The 23075-nt window shown below is 37.8% G+C and carries 18 protein-coding genes and 1 pseudogene; 17 read left to right on the forward strand and 2 right to left on the reverse strand.

The genetic code is table 11. The features are described 5' to 3' along the window. Nucleotides 1-162 precede the first annotated feature (162 nt). From LI954_RS13605 to LI954_RS13665, 13 genes are all read left to right on the forward strand, one after another. The gene (locus LI954_RS13605; RefSeq protein ID WP_202069072.1) at nucleotides 163-1005 is read left to right on the forward strand and encodes a transporter substrate-binding domain-containing protein; all 843 of its coding nucleotides are present in this window, start codon (nucleotides 163-165) and stop codon (nucleotides 1003-1005) included. 15 nt (nucleotides 1006-1020) lie between these two features. Continuing rightward, nucleotides 1021-1710: an amino acid ABC transporter permease gene (locus tag LI954_RS13610; RefSeq protein WP_202069070.1), complete on the forward strand. Its 690-nt coding sequence runs from the start codon at nucleotides 1021-1023 to the stop codon at nucleotides 1708-1710. 11 nt (nucleotides 1711-1721) lie between these two features. Next, nucleotides 1722-2456 (forward strand): amino acid ABC transporter ATP-binding protein, encoded by a 735-nt coding sequence (locus LI954_RS13615; RefSeq protein ID WP_202069069.1) that lies wholly within the window; start codon nucleotides 1722-1724, stop codon nucleotides 2454-2456. A gap of 711 nt (nucleotides 2457-3167) precedes the next feature. Next, on the forward strand, nucleotides 3168-3695 hold the full coding sequence (locus LI954_RS13620) for a YqeG family HAD IIIA-type phosphatase (RefSeq protein ID WP_202069068.1): 528 nt from the start codon (nucleotides 3168-3170) through the stop codon (nucleotides 3693-3695). Then, entirely contained in the window at nucleotides 3692-4801 is a 1110-nt protein-coding gene (yqeH, locus tag LI954_RS13625) for a ribosome biogenesis GTPase YqeH (protein ID WP_202069067.1), read from the forward strand. The genes LI954_RS13620 and yqeH overlap by 4 nt, the downstream gene beginning before the upstream one ends. A gap of 28 nt (nucleotides 4802-4829) precedes the next feature. Then, the gene (gene yhbY / locus LI954_RS13630; RefSeq protein ID WP_202069066.1) at nucleotides 4830-5141 is read left to right on the forward strand and encodes a ribosome assembly RNA-binding protein YhbY; all 312 of its coding nucleotides are present in this window, start codon (nucleotides 4830-4832) and stop codon (nucleotides 5139-5141) included. Nucleotides 5142-5221: 80 nt separating this feature from the next. Beyond that, nucleotides 5222-5869 (forward strand): nicotinate-nucleotide adenylyltransferase, encoded by a 648-nt coding sequence (locus tag LI954_RS13635; protein WP_202069064.1) that lies wholly within the window; start codon nucleotides 5222-5224, stop codon nucleotides 5867-5869. Further along, complete coding sequence (gene yqeK, locus LI954_RS13640; RefSeq protein ID WP_202069103.1) at nucleotides 5859-6449, forward strand: bis(5'-nucleosyl)-tetraphosphatase (symmetrical) YqeK; 591 nt, start codon at nucleotides 5859-5861, stop codon at nucleotides 6447-6449. Before LI954_RS13635 ends, yqeK begins: the two co-directional genes overlap by 11 nt. A 27-nt stretch (nucleotides 6450-6476) precedes the next feature. Next, the gene (rsfS, locus tag LI954_RS13645) at nucleotides 6477-6815 is read left to right on the forward strand and encodes a ribosome silencing factor (protein ID WP_202069102.1); all 339 of its coding nucleotides are present in this window, start codon (nucleotides 6477-6479) and stop codon (nucleotides 6813-6815) included. A gap of 1 nt (nucleotide 6816) precedes the next feature. Further along, nucleotides 6817-7554, forward strand: a complete 738-nt coding sequence (locus LI954_RS13650) for a class I SAM-dependent DNA methyltransferase (RefSeq protein ID WP_202069062.1) — start codon at nucleotides 6817-6819, stop codon at nucleotides 7552-7554. A gap of 79 nt (nucleotides 7555-7633) precedes the next feature. Further along, nucleotides 7634-8809, forward strand: coding sequence for a nucleotidyltransferase (locus LI954_RS13655; RefSeq protein ID WP_229444736.1), 1176 nt, complete (start codon nucleotides 7634-7636; stop codon nucleotides 8807-8809). Between the two features lie 77 nt (nucleotides 8810-8886). Continuing rightward, nucleotides 8887-9606 (forward strand): YebC/PmpR family DNA-binding transcriptional regulator, encoded by a 720-nt coding sequence (locus tag LI954_RS13660; RefSeq protein WP_202069058.1) that lies wholly within the window; start codon nucleotides 8887-8889, stop codon nucleotides 9604-9606. Nucleotides 9607-10204: 598 nt separating this feature from the next. Further along, nucleotides 10205-14464 carry an LPXTG cell wall anchor domain-containing protein gene (locus tag LI954_RS13665; RefSeq protein ID WP_229444737.1) on the forward strand — a complete coding sequence of 1420 codons (4260 nt, stop codon included), beginning with the start codon at nucleotides 10205-10207 and terminating at the stop codon, nucleotides 14462-14464. A 117-nt stretch (nucleotides 14465-14581) separates the two neighbouring features. Here the strand turns inward: LI954_RS13665 and LI954_RS13670 are convergent, their stop codons facing one another. Beyond that, a complete protein-coding gene (locus LI954_RS13670; RefSeq protein ID WP_202068791.1) occupies nucleotides 14582-15163 on the reverse strand; it encodes a YdcF family protein in 582 nt (193 codons plus the stop codon). Between the two features lie 478 nt (nucleotides 15164-15641). Between LI954_RS13670 and LI954_RS13675 the strand changes: the two genes are divergently transcribed. The 4 genes from LI954_RS13675 (at nucleotide 15642) to rpmG (ending at nucleotide 22501) form a co-directional block, all read left to right on the forward strand. Then, on the forward strand, nucleotides 15642-17156 hold the full coding sequence (locus tag LI954_RS13675) for a L,D-transpeptidase family protein (protein ID WP_202068790.1): 1515 nt from the start codon (nucleotides 15642-15644) through the stop codon (nucleotides 17154-17156). A gap of 583 nt (nucleotides 17157-17739) precedes the next feature. Further along, nucleotides 17740-19677, forward strand: a complete 1938-nt coding sequence (thrS, locus tag LI954_RS13680) for a threonine--tRNA ligase (RefSeq protein WP_229444738.1) — start codon at nucleotides 17740-17742, stop codon at nucleotides 19675-19677. 403 nt (nucleotides 19678-20080) lie between these two features. Then, on the forward strand, nucleotides 20081-22225 hold the full coding sequence (locus LI954_RS13685; RefSeq protein ID WP_202068788.1) for a penicillin-binding transpeptidase domain-containing protein: 2145 nt from the start codon (nucleotides 20081-20083) through the stop codon (nucleotides 22223-22225). A gap of 126 nt (nucleotides 22226-22351) precedes the next feature. Further along, nucleotides 22352-22501: a 50S ribosomal protein L33 gene (rpmG, locus tag LI954_RS13690; protein WP_202068787.1), complete on the forward strand. Its 150-nt coding sequence runs from the start codon at nucleotides 22352-22354 to the stop codon at nucleotides 22499-22501. A gap of 94 nt (nucleotides 22502-22595) precedes the next feature. Here the strand turns inward: rpmG and LI954_RS16380 are convergent. Further along, nucleotides 22596-22760 (reverse strand): annotated as a pseudogene (locus LI954_RS16380) (tyrosine-type recombinase/integrase); the annotation flags it as partial. Nucleotides 22761-23075: the final 315 nt, after the last annotated feature.

The following is a 23075-nucleotide window of genomic DNA, read 5'->3' on the forward strand; positions in this document are numbered from 1 at the left end:
GATGACCGGTTCTCTTTTTTTGTATAAAATTGTGCATATAGTATCGTTATAGCTATTAAAATGAATAATTTTTCAAAAAAAGTGTTAAAATGGATGAAATTTCATTTTTGTTGTGGTATGATAAACCCACTTAATCATTTAACTTTAGGAGGAGTATTCAGTATGAAAAAATTGAAAGCAGTCATTATTGCCGCTTTGTCAGTGTTTGTATTAGCAGGTTGTGGAGGGAATGGGGAGACTAAAGATACCGGAAGCAGCAGTGCCAACTCAGAAAGTGCACTGGAGAAAATTAAAGAGAAGGGGACATTAGTGGTCGGAACATCGGCAGACTTTGCCCCTTTTGAATTTAAAACACTGGTCGACGGTAAAGATACGATCGTCGGCTCAGATATTGATATGGTTAAAGCGATTGGAGAAAAACTTGGCGTGGAAGTTGAATTTATGGATATGCAGTTTGATGCAGTTCTCGTTGCTTTGCAGCAGAATAAAGTTGATATTGCAGTTTCAGGTATTTCAGCAACAGAGGAACGGAAAAAAACATTTGATTTCTCCACTCCATATTACAATCCGCCTCAAAAAATTGTGATCAATAAGAACAATAAAGATATATTTACAAGCATTGACTCACTGAATGGGAAAAAAGTAGGTGCACAGAAAGGCTCAATTCAAGAAGGCGTTGTGGAAGCTCAGCTTCCTGATACACAGAAAGTTTCTATTCCGCGCGTACCAAATCTAATTGTCGAGTTAAACCAAGGTTCAATAGATGCTTTGGTACTGGAAGAAACAATTGCTGAATCTTATATTAATCAGAATCCTGATTTAATGATGGCGGATATCGAACTGACTTCCAATGAAGATGAAGCATTTGCCATTGCATTTTCTAAAGGTCAGGATGATCTGAAAAAAGAAATTGATGTGATTTTAGAAAAAATGATTGCGGATGGTTCTATTGATCAATATGTTAAGGCTGCGATGGAACTATCTGATAAAAGCAGTGAAGAATAAATTGGAGGAAGAGAAATGAATTTTTCATTTTTAGAAACCTATGTTCAATATTTTATATCCGGGGCAGCGGTAACGATTATAATCTCGCTGGTAACTGTCTTTTTTGGGACAATGCTGGGGGTATTAATTGCTTTGTTGAAACTATCCAAAGCAGCACCGCTACGTTGGCTGGCGAATATTTACATTGAAATTTTTCGCGGTACTCCGATGCTGATTCAAGTATTGATTGGTTTCGGTCTGCTGCAGAATCTGTTTCCTTCTTTTAATATGCCGATTGGGATTCTGACAATTGACTTTGGTCGTCTGGTTCCAGGAATGATTGTTCTGTCTCTAAATTCCGGTGCGTATGTAGCTGAAATTGTCCGTGGAGGAATTAATGCAGTGAACTATGGACAGACAGAAGCAGCACATTCTTTGGGGCTGCGCCCAATTCAGACGATGAGGTATGTTATTTTACCACAGGCTTTACGGAATATTCTTCCTGCTTTGGGAAATGAATTTATTATTCTAATTAAAGATTCTTCTTTACTGTCCATTATTGGTATTAATGAGCTCTTAAGCAGTGCACAAACAGTTATTTCCAGTACCTATATTCCACTGGAGCCCTATTATATTGCAGCAGCAATCTATTTTGTCATGACATTCCTGACATCAAGAGCACTGGCTGCTTTCGAGAAAAAATTAGGAAAAGGCTATCATCGTTAGGAGGGATTTTTGTGGAAAAGGCTGTAATTACTGTTAAAGATCTCCATAAAAATTTTGGAGAGGTTTCAGTTCTGAAAGGGATTGATTATCAGGTGCTTCAAGGAGAAGTAACTGTGATTATCGGTCCCTCCGGTTCAGGTAAAAGTACATTTCTGCGTTGCCTGAATCTTTTGGAAGTTCCTACTTCCGGACAAATATTTTTTGAAGGAACAGATATTACAGATAAGAAGAATGATATATTTAAAATGAGAGAAAAGATGGGTATGGTATTCCAGCAGTTCAATCTTTTCCCAAATATGACTGTACTTGAGAATCTGACACTGTCTCCAATCAAGGTGAAAAAATTGTCTAAGGAGGAGGCTGAAGAAACGGCACAAAAGCTGTTAAAAAAAGTCGGTTTGGAAGAGAAAGCCAATGATTATCCTCAATCTTTGTCAGGAGGTCAGCAACAGAGAATTGCCATTGCCAGAGCATTGGCGATGGAACCGGATATTATGCTCTTCGATGAACCTACTTCCGCTTTAGATCCTGAAATGGTTGGCGAAGTTTTGAATGTGATGAACGATCTGGTGAAAGAAGGAATGACCATGGTGATCGTCACACATGAAATGGGATTTGCCAGAGAAGTGGGAGATACTGTTCTATTTATGGATGAAGGAAAAATTATAGAAAAAGGAACACCTGAAGCTGTTTTCGAGTATCCTGAAAACAGTCGAACGAAAGATTTTCTTGGAAAAGTTTTATAGAGCGATGGCAACGAGGGTGGAACAAAAGCGATCAGCTCCGAGAATTAAGAAGGAATATCCGAAAATTGTAAAGGAACACGATTCATAGAATGAATAGCTGTGAATGGATACACTACGCTGCATTTCGAGCACCTCAACTTCTACGTAGGAAACATACGAGAGTTGACAGGCTTCACTAGGATTGCTTTAGCAGAGTAGCTGAAGTCCTGTTACCCACTCGGTGAAGGACCTTGAGGTTCTCATATTTTCAGGATCGTTCGGCTTAATTACGAATGAGCTGCTCCTGCGGTTACTCGTCGTAAAAAGAATTTTTGCTTTTGTACGGCCGTTTATTCGAGGGTAGATACGAAGAGAGAGTGGAACTTTATTTCTGTCCCTCTCTCTTTTATTTGCAGTTTCTGATAGACAGATAATAGTTTTGTAAAATTTGAATAGGGTGTGGAAGGGTTGCTTTTTTCGGTTAATCTTTCCGAATGGCTTCATTTTATTTATTTTAGTCTGTCTTTCTAAAGAATTTCAAGCTTTGTCGAGCAACCTCAGCGGCATTTATAGAATTTTTTAGTGAAATGCAGTATAATACTACAGAAGAGGTCGGGGCAAAAGTCATGCAGCTTCATATCAGAAGCAGATTTTGTCCCGCTATTTGTTCGCTTCCGGCGAAATTGCTGATGAAGAGCAAGAATTATTGTATAGATAGTGAGAGGAGTCCACATGTTTTCAAAATTTAAACCTACTTGGATGGTTGATGCCATTTATAAAATTACACCTGAACAGCTGCGGAAGCTAGGTGTTAAAGCTGTTTTGACAGATTTAGATAATACACTGATTGCCTGGAATAATCCTGATGGGACAGAAGAACTGCTGGTATGGATCGAAGAGATGAGAAATGCCGGATTTCCAGTCGTTGTTATATCTAATAACAAAGCCAGCAGAATTAAGCGTGCTGTTGAAAATTTTGAATTAGCCTATGTTTCCAGAGCGTTGAAGCCTTTAACAAAAGGCTTTAAGGAAGCGGAAGAGATGCTGAATTTAAAACCTGAAGAGCTTGTCATGGTTGGTGATCAGATCATGACTGATATCAGAGGTGCAAACGCTGCAGGAGTCCGCAGTATTTTAGTTCGTCCAATTGTGGACACGGATGGGTGGAACACCAGAATTAATCGTTTTTTTGAGCGATTGATTATGAAGCAGCTGACAAAGAAAAATCCTGATATGGTATGGAAAGGCGGACTCGAATGAACGAAGTAATTCATTGTATCGGCTGTGGAGCTGTTATTCAGACAGAGCATCCGAATGAACTGGGGTACACTCCGAAAGCAGCTCTTGATAAGGGGCTGGAAACTGGTGATGTCTATTGTCAGCGCTGTTTTCGATTGAGACACTATAATGATATTCAGGATGTTCATTTAACCGATGATGATTTCCTGCGTCTGCTGAACGAACTGGGACGCAAAGATGCACTGATTGTTAATGTAGTAGATATATTTGATTTTAATGGTTCGCTGATTCCCGGACTGCACCGATTTATTGGGGATAATCCTGTTTTACTGGTGGGGAATAAAAAAGATATTCTGCCTAAGTCGTTGAAAAAAGGAAAAATGATTCAGTGGATGAAAGAGCGGGCTCACGAGCAGGGCTTGCGTCCGGTTGACGTACTGCTGACCAGTGCAAAAAAAGCGCATGAAATGGATGAGCTTCTTGCTGTGATTGAAAAGTATCGTGAAGGTCGAGATGTGTATGTTGTTGGTGTAACTAACGTTGGAAAGTCAACCTTGATCAATCAGATCATCAAAAATACAGCAGGTGTCAAGGATGTTATTACCACTTCTCAGTTTCCAGGGACGACATTGGACAAAATAGAGATACCTTTGGCTGACGGTCATTTTTTGATAGATACACCCGGAATTATCCATCGTCATCAAATGGCTCATTATCTTGGAAAGAAAGACTTGAAGCTTATTGCGCCGCAGAAGGAGATCAAACCAAAAATCTATCAGCTGAATCAGGAGCAGACGTTATTTTTAGGCGGGCTGGCCCGCTTTGATTTTATTCAGGGAAATCGTAGTTCGTTCATTGCCTATGCTTCAAATGACCTGACTATTCATCGTACAAAGCTGGCTAATGCTGACAGCTTTTATGAAAAACATTTAGGCGGGCTGCTCCAGCCGCCAAGACCGGACGAAGTCGCAGAATTTCCGGAGCTGGTGCGTTTTGAATTTTCGATTAAAGAAAAAACAGATATCGTCTTTGCCGGTTTAGGCTGGATTACGGTCCAATCAGCAGCCGTAGTGGCGGGTTGGGCGCCAAAAGGTGTGGAAGTATTAAAGAGAAAAGCGTTGATTTAAAATATCAACAATGGAAAGAAGGATTTTTGTGGAATTAAGAGGAAAACAGAAACGTTATTTACGTAGCCAGGCACACCATCTGCAGCCGATTTTTCAAATTGGCAAAGGCGGATTGAATGAAGAAGTTATTATTCAGATCAATGAGGCTTTGGAAAAACGTGAATTGATTAAAGTCAGCTTATTGCAGAATACAGATGAAGTGGCAGAAAATGTGGCTGAAATACTGGAAAAGAAGATTCATTGTAATGTTGTTCAGGTGATTGGACGTGTATTGGTTGTATTCAAGCCATCGTCTAAAGAAAAATATCAGAAATATTCTAAAGAAGTTAAATCAATTTAGGATGTGTCTGGAAAGTACTCGCCACTAGAGTTTTCAGACAGGGCCTAGCAAAGTAGCAAAGTTATTGGAGGAATCAATCGATGAAGGCAGCTGCCCGTGCGATAAGAGGAACTCAACCAATTGTTAAGGAAAAATTGAAGCTTTTTCAAAGAAGAAAACAAGTGGGAATTCTTGGCGGAAATTTCAATCCGGTTCATAATGTCCATTTAATGATGGCAGAGCAGGTCTACCAACAGTTAGGCTTGGATAAAGTGTATTTGATGCCTTCCTATTTACCTCCCCATGTGGATGAGAAAATGACTATAGACAGCAGTCACCGTCTGGCCATGCTGGAGCTGGCTGTTGAAGGAAACAGTCATTTGGCAGTAGAACCAATTGAAATAATTCGAAAAGGTAAAAGTTATACATACGATACCATGAAAGCGTTAATTCAAAATAATCCCGATACGGATTACTATTTTATTGTTGGCGGAGACATGGTAAACTATTTACCAACCTGGTATAAGATTGATGAATTGATTTTGATGATGAATTTTGTTGGAACACGGCGTCCTAATTATGATGTGGAAACACCTTATCCGATTATTTGGGTAGATACACCTCAAATGGATGTCAGTTCAAGTATGATAAGAGAAAAAATAGCTCAGGGATGTACTGTACGCTATCTTCTTCCTGATAATGTGATAAACTATATCTACGAGAAGGGATTGTATGTTGATGGAATTTAGTGGAAGATATACTCCTTTTAAACGGGAAGAGCTGATGCAGAAAGTGCAGATGCAGATGAGTGAACGGCGGTTTCAGCATGTTTTAGGTGTTGAAGAAGCAGCTGTTGCACTGGCGTCAAAGTACAATTGTTCTCAGGAAAAGGCGAGTATTGCAGCATTAGTCCATGATTATGCAAAAGAACGTCCGGATGATGAATTTCAATTGATTATTGAAAGAGACGGCTATAATCCTGAGCTGTTGAATTATGGAAATGCAATTTGGCATGGACTTGTAGGTGCAGATATGATTCAAAGAGAGCTGGGAATAGATGATGAAGAAATTTTAACAGCTGTTCGCTTGCATACAACCGGTGCAGAAGAAATGAGTCTGCTGGCTAAGATCATCTATATTGCCGATTATATTGAGCCGAACAGAACATTTCCTGGTGTTCAGGAAGCCAGAGAGATTGCATTGATAAGTTTGGACGATGCAGTTGCTTATGAAACGAAGCACACACTGCTTCATTTAGTTGAGCAGGAACAGAAAATTTACCCAAAGACGATTGAAACATATAATCAGTGGGTTGTGAACAGAAAATAGGAGGGAACAATCATAGATAGTCAGAGGATTTTAGAAATTGCTGTTAAAGCAGCGGATTCAAAAAGAGCGGAAGAGATTGTCGGCTTGGAAGTAAAAGACATTTCATTGCTGGCAGATTACTTTATGATTTGTCAGGCAAACAGTGAGCGGCAAATCAACGCAATTGTTGAAGAAATCATCGAAAAAGAAGAAGAGGCTGGAACTGAAGTTAAACGCATTGAAGGAAAAGACGGTGGGAAATGGGTACTGATCGATCTTGGAGATGTGATCGTTCATGTATTTCAAACTTCTGAACGAACTTTTTATAATCTGGAAAAACTTTGGTCAGATGCACCATTGGTAAATACAGAGCAGTGGGTAAGCTAACATGACCTACAAAACCTTTGCTTTTGTTTATGATGAAGTAATGGATGAAGCATTGTATGAACAATGGCTGGCTTTTTCAATGAGGCATTTACCAAAACAGACAAAACGTATTTTGGAACTGGCTTGTGGTACTGGACGTTTGGCGGTTGATTTTGCTGAAGCCGGGTTTGAAGTTACTGCTTTGGATCTGTCAGAGGAAATGCTGGCAATTGCCAGCAAAAGATCTAATGAAAAAGACATGGACATTCAATTTGTACAGGGAGACATGTTGGAGCTTTCGGAAGTTGGTCAGTATGAAGCAATTACTTGTTTTTCAGATTCTCTTTGTTATATGGAAAGTCGAAGAGATGTTCAACAAGTATTTGATGAGGTCTATCAGGCGTTGGAAGATCAGGGAACCTTTATTTTTGATGTTCACTCCATTTATCAGATGGATGAAATTTTTCCTGATTACAGTTATCATTATCAAACAGAAGAGTTTGCTTTTCTTTGGGATAGTTATCCGGGAGAAAAAGAGCACAGCATTGAACACTTTCTGACTTTTTTTGTGAAGCAGGAAGAAGGAAAAGAAGTCTTTATTCGAAGAGATGAGCTGCATCAGGAGCGGACCTATTCACTGGATAATTATTTGATGATGCTGGAAAGCAGCGGTTTTTCAGAAATTCAGGTTTATGGGGATTTTACTGATGAGGAACCAAAGGAAACAACGACTCGATGGTTTTTCGTTTGTCAGAAATAAACAGATAATAAAGCTGGGAAGCAGCGGGCGAAAAGCCGCCTTCTCAGCTTTTTAACTTATTGGTGAGGGAGGTTTGTCAATGAAAGCTTGTGGAATAATTGTTGAATATAATCCATTTCATAATGGACATGCTTATCATATTGAAAAAGCCAGAGAAGCTTCTAAGGCAGAAGTGATTGTTGCAGTTATGAGCGGCAATTTTCTTCAAAGAGGAGAACCGGCAATTATAGACAAGTGGATGCGTACAGCTGAAGCCTTAAAGAATGGTGCTGATTTGGTTGTAGAGCTTCCATTTTACTGGGCAGTTCAATCGGCAGATTATTTTGCTCGTGGCGGTGTAAAACTGCTTCAGGCATTAAACTGTGAGTCTTTATGTTTCGGAACGGATAGTCCATCGGAGAGTGATTATCAGAGTTTTGGAGAATTTACAGCAGCGAATCAGCAGTTAATTGAGCAAAAATACAAAGAAATAAATCAGCAGCATTTGAGTTATTCACGACAGATGACACAAGTTTTTCAAGAATTGTATCCATCACTGCATTTGGATTTTTCTTCTCCAAACCATATATTGGGTTTGAGTTATGCAAAAGAGAATGCTCAGTATGAGCATCCGATGTCATTGCTGCCTATCAAAAGAAATGTGTCAAAATATAATGAAGAAAAGATTCATCAGGAATTTGCTAGTGCGACTGCTGTTAGAAATGGCGCATTTAAAGGGCAATGGGGAGCTTTGAAAATGGTTATTCCTGACCAGACACTAATAGATTTGACACAGAAAAAATTAGTATCATGGGAAGATTATTGGCCGCTTTTGAAGTATCGTCTGATTAGTTCGTCCTATGAGGAGCTGCAGCAGATTTATCAGATGACGGAAGGAATCGAGTATCGTTTAAAAGAGAAAGCATTGAAAGCCGAGACATTCCATCAATTTATAGAATCTGTTAAAACGAAACGCTATACATGGACACGACTTCAACGACTGGCAGTCTATATCCTAACGAATATTTCTGCTGAAGAAATCTATCAAGGATGGAACAACAGCTATCTAAATATTCTGGGAATGACTGAAAAAGGTCAGAGCTATCTAAAAATACAAAAAAAGAAGAGCAAATTGCCAATCCTGACTAAACAAATGAAGAATACAGAAAAATATTTTAAAATAGGGGTTAAATGCGACAGAATTTATCAGTTGGGGAATAATGGGATTGCTGAACAAAATAGCGGACGATTTCCCATTCGAATAAAAAATGCTTAACAAAACTTGTTCTGGCAAGTATAATAAGAAAGGCTGCAAAGCAAACAATAAGAATAAGACGAAAGCGAAGTGAGAATATGGGCCGTAAATGGGCAAATATAAAAGAGAAAAAAGCTGCTAAAGATGCAAACAACAGCCGAGTTTATGCAAAATTTGGAATAGAGATTTATGTTGCAGCGAAATCAGGTGATCCTGATCCCCATGCAAATCAAAAGCTGCGGTTTGTAATCGATCGAGCTAAAACATACAATGTACCAAAACATATTATTGACCGCGCAATTGAAAAGGCAAAAGGTTCAGGTGATGAACAGTATTCTGAACTGCGGTATGAAGGATTCGGCCCAAATGGTTCAATGGTGATTGTTGATGCGTTGACAAATAATGTAAATCGTACGGCAGCAGATGTACGGGCAGCATTTGGGAAAAACGGAGGGAATATGGGTGTCAGCGGCGCAGTTTCCTACATGTTTGACAATACGGCGATTATTGGATTTGAAGGCAATGATGCAGATGATATTCTTGAGTTTCTGATGGAAAAAGATATTGACGTACGCGATGTAGTTCAGGAAGATGAACAAATCATTGTTTATGGTGAGCCGGAAGATTTGCATGCTATTCAGGAAGCATTGAAAGAAAAAGGAATTGAAGAGTTTTCTGTCACTGAATTGGAAATGGTTCCTCAAAATGAAGTAACTTTAACAGGTGATGATTTAGAGAAATTTGAAAAAATGATTGATGTCTTGGATGACTTGGAAGATGTTCAAAAGGTTCACCATAACGTGGACTTAGGAGAATAAAAATTATGAAACCCTATTGTCGGTTCAATTAACGAACCCGACAGTAGGTTTTTTTTATTTGAATGAAAAATAAAAAACCCTCCGCATCACACACTAATACGAAGGGAAACACAAAATGAAATCTAAGATTGAATTCATAATAACATGAAATGAATGTTTTCTCAATAATTTAGCATAATATATAAAAAAATGAGAAAACACGAAGCTTAATCCAACTGAACTGGCAAAAACCTCAAATTTTTTAAAAAAAGGAAAATAATTTACTTTAATTGATTGGGATGGAAAGAGTATAGTTATGAGCTCAAAATATCAAAGACGGGCTTAGAAAAAGCAGTTAAAAACTAGAGAATAAACAAAGAGAACTGTTATAAAATACTTTTTAGATTAAATGAAACATATCATATTAATCTGTTGTCTTCTTTATGTCAAGTATATTGTCTTTTCAAAAAATTAGAAAAATCTCTAAAAGTATGGTAATTATAACGCCAATATGTATTGTATAATTAATTTTATGTAAATACAAATATCTTTTAAATCAACTATTTTATAGATTTGATCTAAAAATTTTTTTAAAAAAAAGAAGGGAATGAAATACAAAATGAATAATTCGTTAAAAAAGGGCTCATTTAAGTTTTTATTGTATTCAAATACGATTCTCATGGGGGCAGTAACTCCCATTCGTTCGTTGTCTGTTTTTGCTGAGCAGATTACATCTTCAGCAGAAGTTGCAGTTCAACGAAATTATGCGAATACACTGGTTGAATATCAGGATGCAAGAAATGAGTATGAAACAGCTAAAGTAACATATGATCAGGCTCTTGCAGATTACAATGGATTGAAGGATACAGCAGATGCTACATATGCTGTGGCACAGCAATTGAAAACTGAATTAGAGACATTGAAAGCAGAGTATCAAGATCAAGCAGCCGTTTTTGAAACTGCAGCTCAAAATTATAATGCTGTAAGAGAAATTTATGAAACAAACAAAGCCGAGTATGAAGCAACAGTAACTGATTACCATACAGCAAAAGCTGATTATGAAGCTGAACAGCTTATTTACCAAGAGATGAAATCTACTTTTATTGATAAACAAAATGAGTATTTTGCATCGCTTTCTGATTATGAAACGTTAAATGATGATGCTGAAACAAAAAAGATTGCGTATGAATCACTACGCATGGAATATGAAAGCAAGCGTACTGAATATGAAGAGTCTGCTAAGGCTTATGAAGAGGTTCAGGCTGCTTATAATGATGCGAAACTTGCTTACAATACTCAGTTGACAGATTACAATGAGGGGAAATTTTCTTATGAAACACTACTGAATGAATATACTAATAAGAAGGACGGTTATGATGTCTCAGCAACAGTTTTTAATCAGGCTGCAGAGATGTATGCGGGGGTAAAAGCAGAGTTAGAGGCTGCTAAAATAGCTTATGTTGGAGAAAAAGCACAATATGATCAGGAGCTCAGCAAATATAATATTCTGTTAGAGGAGTACAATACAAAGAAAGATGAATATTTAACTAAAAAGACGGCATATGAAACGCGTTTGGCTGAATTAACTGCTTTAATCAGCGGTTATGAAAAGCAACTTACTGCATATAATCAGATTAAGGATGACTATTTAACGACTAAACAGACCTATGAAGCTTCAAAAATAAATTATGAAACATTGTCTGCTCAATTAGCTGAATTAGCTAGTCAATACGAAAATGAGCGAACGGCTTATGAAGTTGAAAAAACAGCTTTTGAAGAAAAGACAGTTGTTTATCAGACTGCTAAAACAGCCTATGATCAGCAAAGGGCATTTTATGATACACAACTCGAAGCTTATGAAAATGAGCTGAAAGCTTACAACGAGAAACGAATTGCAGCAGAAGAACTTCTTGCTCAATATGAAGAAGGAACGGCAGAGTATCAATCTGCTTTAGAAGCATACAATGAAAATAATAATCGCTATAATGAAATTAATATAAAGTATCAGGAAGTTAAAGCTCAGGCTGATCAATTAAGTGTTGAATTCAAAGAAGCACAAACAGTTTATCAAACAGCGTCTGTTGATTATCAAACAACTACTACTTCCTATCAAGCAGTTAAACAACAGTATGATACTTTAGCAGCTCAACTGGAGCAGGCCAAAGGTGACTATCAGGAGTTGGAAAGAGATTATCAGTTTTTAAGCAGTAAATATGCTGAAGGAATGGCGGTTTATACAGAAACAGAAACAGCTTATCAAAAAACTTTGACAGAATCAGATGAAGTAAGAGCTGAATATATGGAGTTAAATAATTCTTATGATCTTGTTTTAGCAGAATTTATCAACGGTTCAGCAATTTATGAAGTGACGGAAGAAAAGTATATTGCTGCAAAAGCTTTCTATGATGCTGTCAATCAGCAATATGAAGCAGCCCGATCAGAATACGACCGTTTATTGTTAGAGCAGCAGTCTCTTAAGGATGAACTGACTCAACTTCAAACAGAACTTTCTCAGCTGGAAGCAATTTATAACAGTCTTGGTATTTTAATGGTCACTGTTCAAACTCAATACAGCGAATTGGAAGCGCAATATAATGAAGCAAAAGCTGCGTATCAGGAAGTAACTGCGCAGTTGACAGCTTTGGAGCCAGAATATACCGCTGTATCTGCAGCCTATGTATCTGCTCAGGAAGCCATCGCAGATGCTGCAGCTGTTTATCAGCTTCGTGAAAATGAGTACACAGCTTTAGCAGCTTCATATGTTGAATTGAACGAAAAATATAATCAAGCCTATGCTCTTTACCAAACTGCTTTAGGTAAACTTAGCAATGCTCAGAATGAGAAAGTATTCCATGAAGCAGAGTATGGAGTAGTACAGGGAGAGTATGATGATTTACAGATGGAGTTCTCTGCGTTGGAAATTAAGTATAATGAAGTGAATCAGGCATATACAAATGCTTTTGAAGCTCATAATACAGCTCAAAGCGCTTATATTGAAGCAAAAGATAAATTACTGGAACTTACAGACAAATTTACAGAGGCAAATACAAAATATCAAGCTATGTTAGTAAAATATACAACTGCAAAAGAGGAATATGATGAAGTACAGAGATTATATGATCTAGTTGAAAGTGCGTATCAAGTTGCATTAAGTGCTGAACAAAAAATTAGTACTGCTGTGACAAATATGAACTCTGTAATGAATAATTTTCCTTCCATTACACAGGAAAATTTTGTCAATATTGCAGCTGAGATTGAGGTATGGCAAGTTGATTATGCAAATGCAAAAGTTGAATTAACTGAGGCTTTAGACTCTTGGTCAGATATTCAAGCATACCAGACTGCAAGCGATGACTATAACAATAAGTTAGGAAATTCATCAAGTCCTGTTTATACTCCGGAGTCGTTTAGTGATGAGCTGGCTGACTATATTAATGAGGCTGGCACAGCGATGACAAATAATATTAAGAATGCTGAAATCTATCAACAATATTATCAGGCATATGCTGATTATCAAGAGGCGTTTACAAAATATACAGAAGGATGGGGAGAAAAAAATCCTTATAATAATGATTTAGATGATTGGGTGGCAGTAATCAATGTTCCAGTCAGTCAGAATTATAGTTTAATTGGCTTAACTGATGAAATATTGTTGGAGATGGAAGATACTCCGGAAAATCGTCAGTTGCTTATAGATACTTACGAGACTTTTTCAAATGATCAAGTGACGGAATTTGAAAAACTTGCAGACTATTTGAGGGATGTTTCAGCTGAATGGCAATTGGCCAAAATAGCGTTGGCTGATGCTATTGAAGTATTTAATAATGCAACTCAAAACAGTGTAATAATGGGTGAGGAGACTGATCCGCTTCCAACGAACGCCACTAATATCCTAAAAAGAGTAAGATCAACAATAGAAAATAATTTGGATGAATTTGGAGACTATGCTACTATTTCGAAAAAAACTTCTATATACGTATGGATTCATTCACTTGGAAATTTTCTTGCCTATACAAGGTATTTAAGCGGTCAAGATGTAGAAGATCCAATTTCAGAAATTCCTCCTATGGTAATTGAAACACTTGGAGCAGAACCAGGACCTTTGGCATTGATACCGGTTGAACCCACTGAGGAGGAACTTCCAGAACTGCTTGCTGCACCAATAGAACCAGAAGTACTCAATGAGCCAGAAGCAGTTTCACCTGTTGCAGAATACGAGATTCCTGCAATTGAAGCACCGTCATTGGTTTCAGAAATGATAATTAATGATAACCTCACTGGCATTACTCAGACAACTCTTACAGAAGCTCGTGCTTCCGCACCAACTGATTCTGTTGTTGAGCCAGGTGTATCTCAACCAGTAACGGATGTGGAATGGGACAGTGAAGAAGCAGTGGCTTCTATCACTCCGGAAGCTCCTTCCGAACTAAATGATTTGGAGGAGGTAACAGCTCCTGAACCTATAGAGGTACCTGAAGTGATTGAAGAAGTACCTGCTGTAGAAGAGCCGATCATTCCAGAAGTCACAGCTCCGGAAATAGTAGAAGAAGCTGCGGCTCCAGTGGAACAGCCAGTCGAGATTACTGAACCAACAGAACCAACAGTGATCGAAGCACCCCTGTCAGGAGAAGTACCGTCTGTACCTATTACTTTGACTGCACCTGTGGAAAAAGCACAGCCTGTTTATACAAATACTACAAATACTGTAAGTATTGCAGCTGAGCCTGAAAATCAACTTTCAACCACTCGTTCTAAAAGAAGGTTACCAAATACAGGAACAGAAGACTCTACAGCCGGACAAAGTGCCGGAATGCTTATGACCGGCTTGGCTGGTTCCCTTATGTTCTGGAAGAGAAGAAAAAGAAGGCATGTGAAATAAAGTAATCGATTATTCAAAGTGATCCTTTCTAAAATAAATAGGTGTGGTTTTGACGGTAATTACCAAAATCACACTTATTTTTTAATTCATTCTGTTGTCTGTCTCTGAGTAAGGTTGTTACCAGTCAAAAAGGACTGCATAGCTAAGTGCAATAATCTCCCGGGCATACATTCTCGCTGTAACAGAGGATTCAGATTTGGCAGGTAATCCGCTTAGTTCCTCAATTCCTAAGCGGTTTGCCAGGAGTTTAGAGCGATAGATATGGAAATCACTAGTTACAATTACGGTTTTTCCCAAGTCTCTTTTTTCCAGCGCATTGGTAATATTCTCTTTTGTTCGGGTGGATTGATCTTCGCGAATGATTCTTGATGAGCTGACACCGTTGGCAATCAGATAGCCTGCCATAACATTTGCCTCGGAATCTGGTTCATCGGAACCTTGTCCGCCGCAAACGATGATAACCGCCTGAGGATTTTCGTCAATATAGCTGATTGCTGTATTTAGGCGTTCTTTCAGCACTGTGCTGGGATAAGCAGTTTCTTTACTCTGACCTCGTACTTGTGCTCCCAGAATAAGGATTGTATCCGGCTCAGCTGCTGGTATTTCTTTTGTGCCCTTTAAAATCAGAAAAAATATGGAGCCAATATATATGCTGCACAAAATAACAATAACTGCTAGTACCTTTTTTAATTTTTTCATTCATTCCCCTCTTTTCTGCTAGTCATTATACCCCGTTACTTTGGCAGGCAGGGTAGGCTTTGTTAATCATTGAATTAAATAATTTGACTTTTGTAATGATAGTCTGACGTTATTAAGTGTAAACGAGAAAGTACGAAAAGGTCTTGTTTTCACTGCACTTTAAATAATTTTTAAACTCATTAATTAATTCTTGAGGTTCGATGGGAAATACTCTCTTTTCTCAGGCAAATTAATAGAAATCACTTGTTGAATCCTATATGATTAAAGATATATATAATGAATTAAAAAAAATAAAAGTGATAAATTGATGTATTTTCCAAATTTATTCATAAAATAACTGAATAAAGTCTACGATCCTTCGAGATTATATGGTAGAATAGAAAAATGTATAGTTCTAGAGATAATTGATTTACCAAGAGTGAAATAACTGGGAATTTTGACCATAAAATCAAATGATAAAAAAAGGAAGTTTGTTAAAATGAATGAAAAAAATATCACTACTACTCGTTCGGAAAGAAATAAACAAAATAAGCCAGTTAAAGAGACAAAGCAGGCTGATCCGGATAAACCGATAAAAAAAGGAACAGCTAAAAATAAGACAATAGCTATCCCTCTTGTTACTGCTGTAACTTTATTTACGCTGGTTTTAGTGGTAGGATATGTATTTTTTCAGTCTCACTTTTTACCAACTGCAGAAGCAAATGGTGTGAAAATAGGCTGGTTAAATGTAAGTGCTGCTGAGGAAAAATTGAAAAGTTTGAATACTGATGCCGGAGATATCGTGATTGAGACTGCTGATGGACAAAAACAGACAATCCAAATTCCTGAAAAATATGCGGTTACAAAAGAATATTTGAATGAAAATATTGGAAGCCAGTCAATTGAACTGCCTTTGAATGAGTCATTTAAGACAGAACTGGAAGCTAAACTGAACGAGTTGACATTTGCTGAAGGAACGCCAAGCAAAGATGCACGAATTGAGCGTTTGGATACTGGATTCCAAATTGTTCCTGAAGAAAATGGAACGGTCATTGATAAAGAGAGTCTTATGAATAAAATAATTTCTGACGTAGAGAAAAATACCGGCAACTATATTTATAATGTAGCTGATTTTTATCAGAAACCGGCTGTACTGCAGGACAATGAAGACTTGAAGAAGCAATTAACTGCTCTCACGCAAAAAGAGAATAAGAAAATAACTGTTGCTGTCAGCGATAAAACAGTAGAGATTCCGAAAGAAACATTGCAAAGCTTCATCAATGATGAAGGTCAAGTTGATACAGGTGTTGTTGAAATCTGGTTAAATCAGATCAGTTTGGAGTATTCTGCTGTCAGTCAGCCAATCACATTTACCAATGTTCATGGTGAAACGAGACAATATAAAAATAATGGCAGCTATGGCTGGTCATTGAATGTTGCTGAAACGATCCCTTTAGTTGTTCAGGCATTAGATAGTGCTAATTTGGAAGAAACAGTTACTGCTGTGATTGACGGAGATGTTAATCAGTCATCGGTTGTTAATCAGACATATATAGAAATTGATCTAAATAATCAGATGATGTATTATTTTGAAAATGGCGTAAAAACTTTGGAGACTCCTGTTATTACTGGACGCTATCATAAAGGAACTGCAACTGTACCGGGTTTCCACACGATTCTTTACAAGGATACAAATACAAGCCTTAAAGGTCAGATGCTGGATGGTTCAAGTTATGATGTTCCTGTAAGCTATTGGATGCCGTTACTGAGCTATGGCGGAGTTGTTACACAAATTGGTATACACGATGCAGATTATAAATTGGAACATTTTGGAAATAAAGAAGCTTACAAAACAACCTTGGGAAGTAATGGCTGTATTAATACACCGGGAAATGTAATGGCTCCATTATTTGCCGCTTCTTATCCGGGAATGCCTGTTATTATTTACGGTACTATCTATGATGATGCTCCAGGTGAATTCGACAAGCCGGTTGATTATGGTACACCGGTTTAAAAATAACGAAAATAGTTAAGAGCTTTTGAGGTTTTCAGCTTCAGAAGCTCTTTTTAGTTAATTTTTTGTATTCTTGGAAGACTTTTGTTGGGCAGAAATCGTTGAATAAAAAGCTTCTGAAAAGAAGACTAATTTTTATTCTCACGAAGGGCTTGCTTTTTTATTTGAGAAGTGATTAAATGGGTACATAACATGATTGAAGAAAAAGACAACTGAACTTGAGATGCAGTCTTACAGAGAGGAAAAACACAGCTGAAAGTTTTCCGGATATGCGCAGGGGATGACCACTTTTGAAACCTTTGTTGAAGCAGAGGCGGTTGTACCGTTACCACATTTAAGGAACAGGGTTTTTTACTTTGTTTAAAATTAGGTGGAACCACGAAATATTCGTCCTAGTATCTAACATAGATACTGGGGCTTTTTTATTTAGTGACGGGACGAAGAAATTGGAGAAGCATTCTGAATCAAGTTTTTCTTAATTATCCTGATAGCTGATATAATATGAAATGTATAAAATCAGTAAATTTAAAAGGATCATTAAGCAGAAAAAAATTCAATCAGCGATGAAGGAGGAATATCTACCATGTTAATCAAAATCACTTTTCCAGATGGTGCAGTCAAAGAGTTTGAGGCTGGTATCACTACACTGGATATTGCTAAAGGAATAAGCAGCAGTCTGGCTAAAAAAGCGTTAGCCGGAAAATTTAATGGAGAACTGATCGATTTGGAGCGGCCGATTGAAGAAGATGGGGTCATTGAAATTGTTACTCCAGATCACGAAGAGGCTCTAGGAATTTTGCGTCATTCAACTGCTCACCTGATGGCCAATGCTCTGCGCCGCCTGTTTCCATCCATTAAATTTGGAGTGGGTCCTGCTATTGAATCAGGATTTTACTATGATACTGATAACGGGGAAAGTCCTGTGACAGCCGAAGATTTGCCGGCTATTGAAGCTGAAATGATGAAAATTGTCAAAGAGAATAACCCCATCGTCCGTAAAGTAGTTACAAAAGAAGAAGCACTTGATTTGTTTGCTGATGATCCGTATAAAGTTGAGCTGATCAGTGAGCTTTCGGCTGATGAAGTGATTACGGTCTATGATCAAGGAGATTTTGTAGATCTATGTCGAGGAGTTCATGTTCCGTCAACAGGTCGGATTCAGGTCTTTAAACTGTTGTCTGTAGCTGGTGCATATTGGCGCGGAAACTCTGACAATCAGATGATGCAGAGAATATATGGTACAGCATTCTTTGACAAAAAAGATTTAAAAGAATTTATCAAAATGCGTGAGGAAGCGAAAGAACGTGACCACCGAAAGCTTGGGAAAGAGTTGGAGTTGTTCATGATTTCTCAGGAAGTAGGCTCCGGTCTGCCATTCTGGTTACCTAAAGGTGCAACAATCCGCCGTACAATTGAACGCTACATTACAGATAAAGAAATTAGTCTAGGCTATCAGCATGTCTATACACCAATTATGGCTGATGTGAATTTGTATAAAACTTCAGGCCACTGGGATCATTATCATGAAGATATGTTCCCGCCAATGGATATGGGAGATGGAGAAATGCTTGTTTTGCGTCCAATGAACTGCCCGCACCATATGATGGTCTACAAAAATGATATTCATAGTTACCGTGAATTGCCGATTCGTATTGCAGAGCTTGGAATGATGCACCGTTATGAAAAATCAGGAGCACTTTCCGGGCTGCAGAGGGTGCGGGAAATGACACTGAATGATGGTCATACTTTTGTTCGACCGGATCAAATTAAAGAAGAATTCAAACGGACACTTGAATTAATGGTGGCAGTTTATGAAGACTTCAATATTACTGATTATCGCTTCCGTCTAAGTTATCGTGATCCGAATAATACTGATAAATATTTCGATGACGATGCAATGTGGGAGAAAGCTCAGACTATGTTGAAAGCAGCAATGGATGAAATGGAGCTGGAATATTTTGAAGCAGACGGAGAAGCAGCATTCTATGGTCCGAAGCTGGATGTTCAGGTAAAAACAGCTTTGGGAATGGAAGAAACACTTTCGACTATTCAATTGGACTTCCTGCTTCCTGAACGGTTTGATCTGACATATGTTGGGGAAGACGGAGAAAATACACATCGTCCAGTTGTCATTCACCGTGGGATCGTTTCAACAATGGAACGTTTTGTTGCTTACCTGACAGAAGTTTATAAGGGAGCTTTCCCAACTTGGCTGGCACCTATCCAGGCGACAATCATTCCTGTCTCTGTAGAAGCTCATTCAGAGTATGCTTATGACTTGAAAGAACGCTTGCAGGCTGAAGGCTTGCGGGTTGAGGTTGATGATCGCAATGAGAAAATGGGATATAAAATTCGTGCCTCTCAAACACAAAAAATCCCTTATCAAGTAGTTATTGGTGATAAAGAAGTAGAGGATGCGACTGTTAATATTCGTCGTTACGGAAGTAAAGAGACAACTGTGGAAGACACAAATATTTTTGTTGAAAGTATGGCAGCTGAAGTGAAAAACTTTAGCAGATAGACTGAGGGTGTGATCGCTCTTTGCTTGTCTCGGGCTGCCAGTTCTGCTTACGCAGTAATAAGTTAGCAGGATGGTATACAACGCTCTGATGAGGATAAATTTGTCAGAATTTATTCTATATCACTAGTGTTGCATGAAACGTTGAATGTTTCATGCAACACTAGTGATTTTTGATATATTTAATATAATTTGTGTAATTTAAACGAGCCTTATAAAATACTTTTCTCAGCACTTGATCAAGTTTCAACAGGAAAGATGAAGTTGTTTATTTCTCATAATAATAATTGATTTTCAGAAGAAATTTTTAAATATTTGCTTACGATGCTTATTACCACTATTAATTTTAGATATTTTTGGTTAGAATAAGAAAGCAGGACTTTTTGAGTATTGAAAGGAAACTACTATGAAAAATATGAATTTCTTAGATAAATGGAAAAAGAATCAGGAAGAACCAAGTACATATAAAGCAAGGAAATCACATATCCCCTTTCGATTGAACTTTCTATTTTTTATTATTTTTGGTTTGTTTGTTTCATTGATTGTTCGTTTGGGCTATCTTCAAATTGTTGAAGGAGCAGATTATGAGGAGCGAATCAGTCAGATTTCCAATCTTGAAGTGGAGAGCGCATCTCCCAGAGGGGAAATTTATGATGTGAATGGAACTGCTTTGGTAAGCAATAAATCAAATTTGGCAATTACGTATACACGAGGGAAGAATGTTCAGGCAGAGGATATTTTGGAAATTGCCAATCGTGTTAATGAGTTGATCAATGTTCCAGCAGAGGAACTGACAGAAAGAGATAAAAAGGACTACTGGCTTGCAAATAGTGAAAATCTAAAAGCAGCACAGGATCGTTTGACGGATAAGGATAAAACTGACGAGAAGGGTAATACCATTACAAATGAAAGTACCCTGTATTCTCTGACTGTAGATAAAGTAACAGAGGAAGAAATCAATTTTGATGAGTATACGCTTCAAGCAGCAACGATATTCAAAAAAATGAACTCTGTTCTTGAATTGAACACAACCTTTATTAAGAATGACGGAGTTACAGAAGACGAAATCGCAGTAATTGGAGAACATGTGGCTCAAATTCCCGGCGTATCCACAGGCATGGACTGGACAAGAGAATATCCTCAGGGTGATTTGTTGAGAACGATATTAGGAACTGTCTCCACTGAGAAATCCGGTTTGCCGGCAGAAGAAGTGGAAGAGTACCTGGCAAAGGGATATGCTCGAAATGATCGTGTGGGCACCAGCTATTTGGAAAAACAATATGAATCTGTTCTTCAGGGGACGAAATCGAAGTCTCAGCTGGTTGTTGACAATAATGGCAAAGTCACCAGTCAGACACTTGTTTCTGAAGGAGAGAAGGGACAAAATCTGAAGCTGACGATTGATTCAAAATTTCAAACCAAAGTGGAAGAGGTTGTTAAAGCACAGTATGAACAATTGCTGCAAACTGGAAAGGCACCTTATTCTGATGGAGTCTATGTTGCAGTGACTAATCCTAAAACAGGGGCAGTTCTGGCAATGGTGGGTTATAATCGTGATCTCATTACGAATGCATTAACTCCAGATCCTCTGTCAATAATTAACAAAGCTTTTGAACCGGGATCAGTTGTCAAAGGGGCTACTATTTCAGCCGGTTATGAAGCGGGTATTATCAATGGTAACGAATCGTTCATTGATGAGCCGTTTCAAATTGGGGGAAGTAATCTGAAATCATCTAACTTTAACCCGGTATTGGGCAATAGGATAGAGGTAACCGCAGAGCAGGCTCTGGAGTATTCATCCAACGTTTATATGATGCAGCTGGTTCTTAGAATGTTGGGAACAGAATATAGTTATAATATGACTGTTCCATATACAGAAGGAGATTCACGAGTATTTGATATTTTGAGAACAACCTATGCTGAATATGGAATGGGCGTCTCAACAGGTATTGATTTGCCTGGGGAATCTACGGGACTTGTACCAAGTAATTTTGATGATCCTGATTATGCACCTAGTGCAGGTAATTTACTGGATTTGTCTTTTGGTCAGTATGATAACTATACTGCATTGCAGCTGGCTCAGTATGTAGGGACGATTGCGAATGACGGAAAACGGATGAAGGCTCATATTGTTGACGGTATTTATGATAATAATTCTGATGGCACTATCGGAGAGCTTGTAGAAAAGATTGAGCCTGAAGTGTTGAATGAAGTGAATATATCAGCTGAGCAGATGGATTTGATTCAAAGAGGATTCCATCAGGTTGTGTATGGAACCAGCGGATTCACTACAGGGAGATATATGGCTGAAGCAGCACTTGAAATGGGAGCGAAAACAGGGACTGCAGAGGCTTTTTATAGAGATGAAGATGGGACAGTACACAGCGACTTAATCAATAGTAATGTTGTTGCCTATGCTCCTTATGATGATCCTGAAATTGCCATCAGCGTAATTTTGCCGCGACTAAACAATGATACTGAAAATTACAAGGCAAATCAGTATGTTGTTAACGCAATTGTTAATGCGTATGCTGAAATGTATAAACAATGATTTTGTAAAGGAGTTTCACTTTACAAAATCTGTAAAAAGGCTGGTAATTGAAAAGTAAACATGATATGATATTTGAGGCTAAGAATTATCTTAGATATCAATGAATCAAGTATAGGAGGGAAAGAAATGCGCGTAAACATCACATTAGAATGTACTTCTTGTAAAGAACGCAACTACCTTACAAGCAAAAATAAACGTAACACTCCAGATCGTTTGGAGAAACAAAAATACTGCCCGCGTGAAAGAAAAGTTACTTTACACCGCGAGACTAAGTAAGAAATTTATTTGTGAGCTAGAACTCTTGTGCGATAAGGGTTCTAGCTTTTTTATTTTGCTTATAAATTATATTTAACTACGTGGCTAACTACAATCAAAAGTTCATATACTGTGTATGCCGTTCAATTGCAGTGCTTAGTTTCTTCTCAGATACATGCGTATATGTGTTCATGGTGATTGCAATATCGATATGTTCAAGTATTTCTTGAACTTCTTTTGAATCAGATCCGGAGTCATACATGAGACTTGCAAAAGTATGTCTGAATCCATGGCAACCTGATTAATTTTATCTGGGGAGGAGCAGTGGCTGGGCTTGCTGCCAGAGCACGGGGAAAAGACAAAGAAAAACGGCAATCGAAATCTTTCAACAGCTTTTCGATTGCCATTTTTCTTTTTTGATTATTTTAGGACTACTTTTGTCACAACACCCCTTTATTTTGTTCATATAAAATTTAGAACTATAAAAAATAGGCTATGTGACAGCAAATAGAGAGTATAAACTAAAACAATCATATTATTTAGATTCAATTTTTTGAATTTATTGAAGTGAATCTTTTGAATGGTTATAAAAAGC

Source organism: Enterococcus sp. CWB-B31, from assembly GCF_020567645.1.
Taxonomy (GTDB): Bacteria; Bacillota; Bacilli; order Lactobacillales; family Enterococcaceae; genus Enterococcus_L.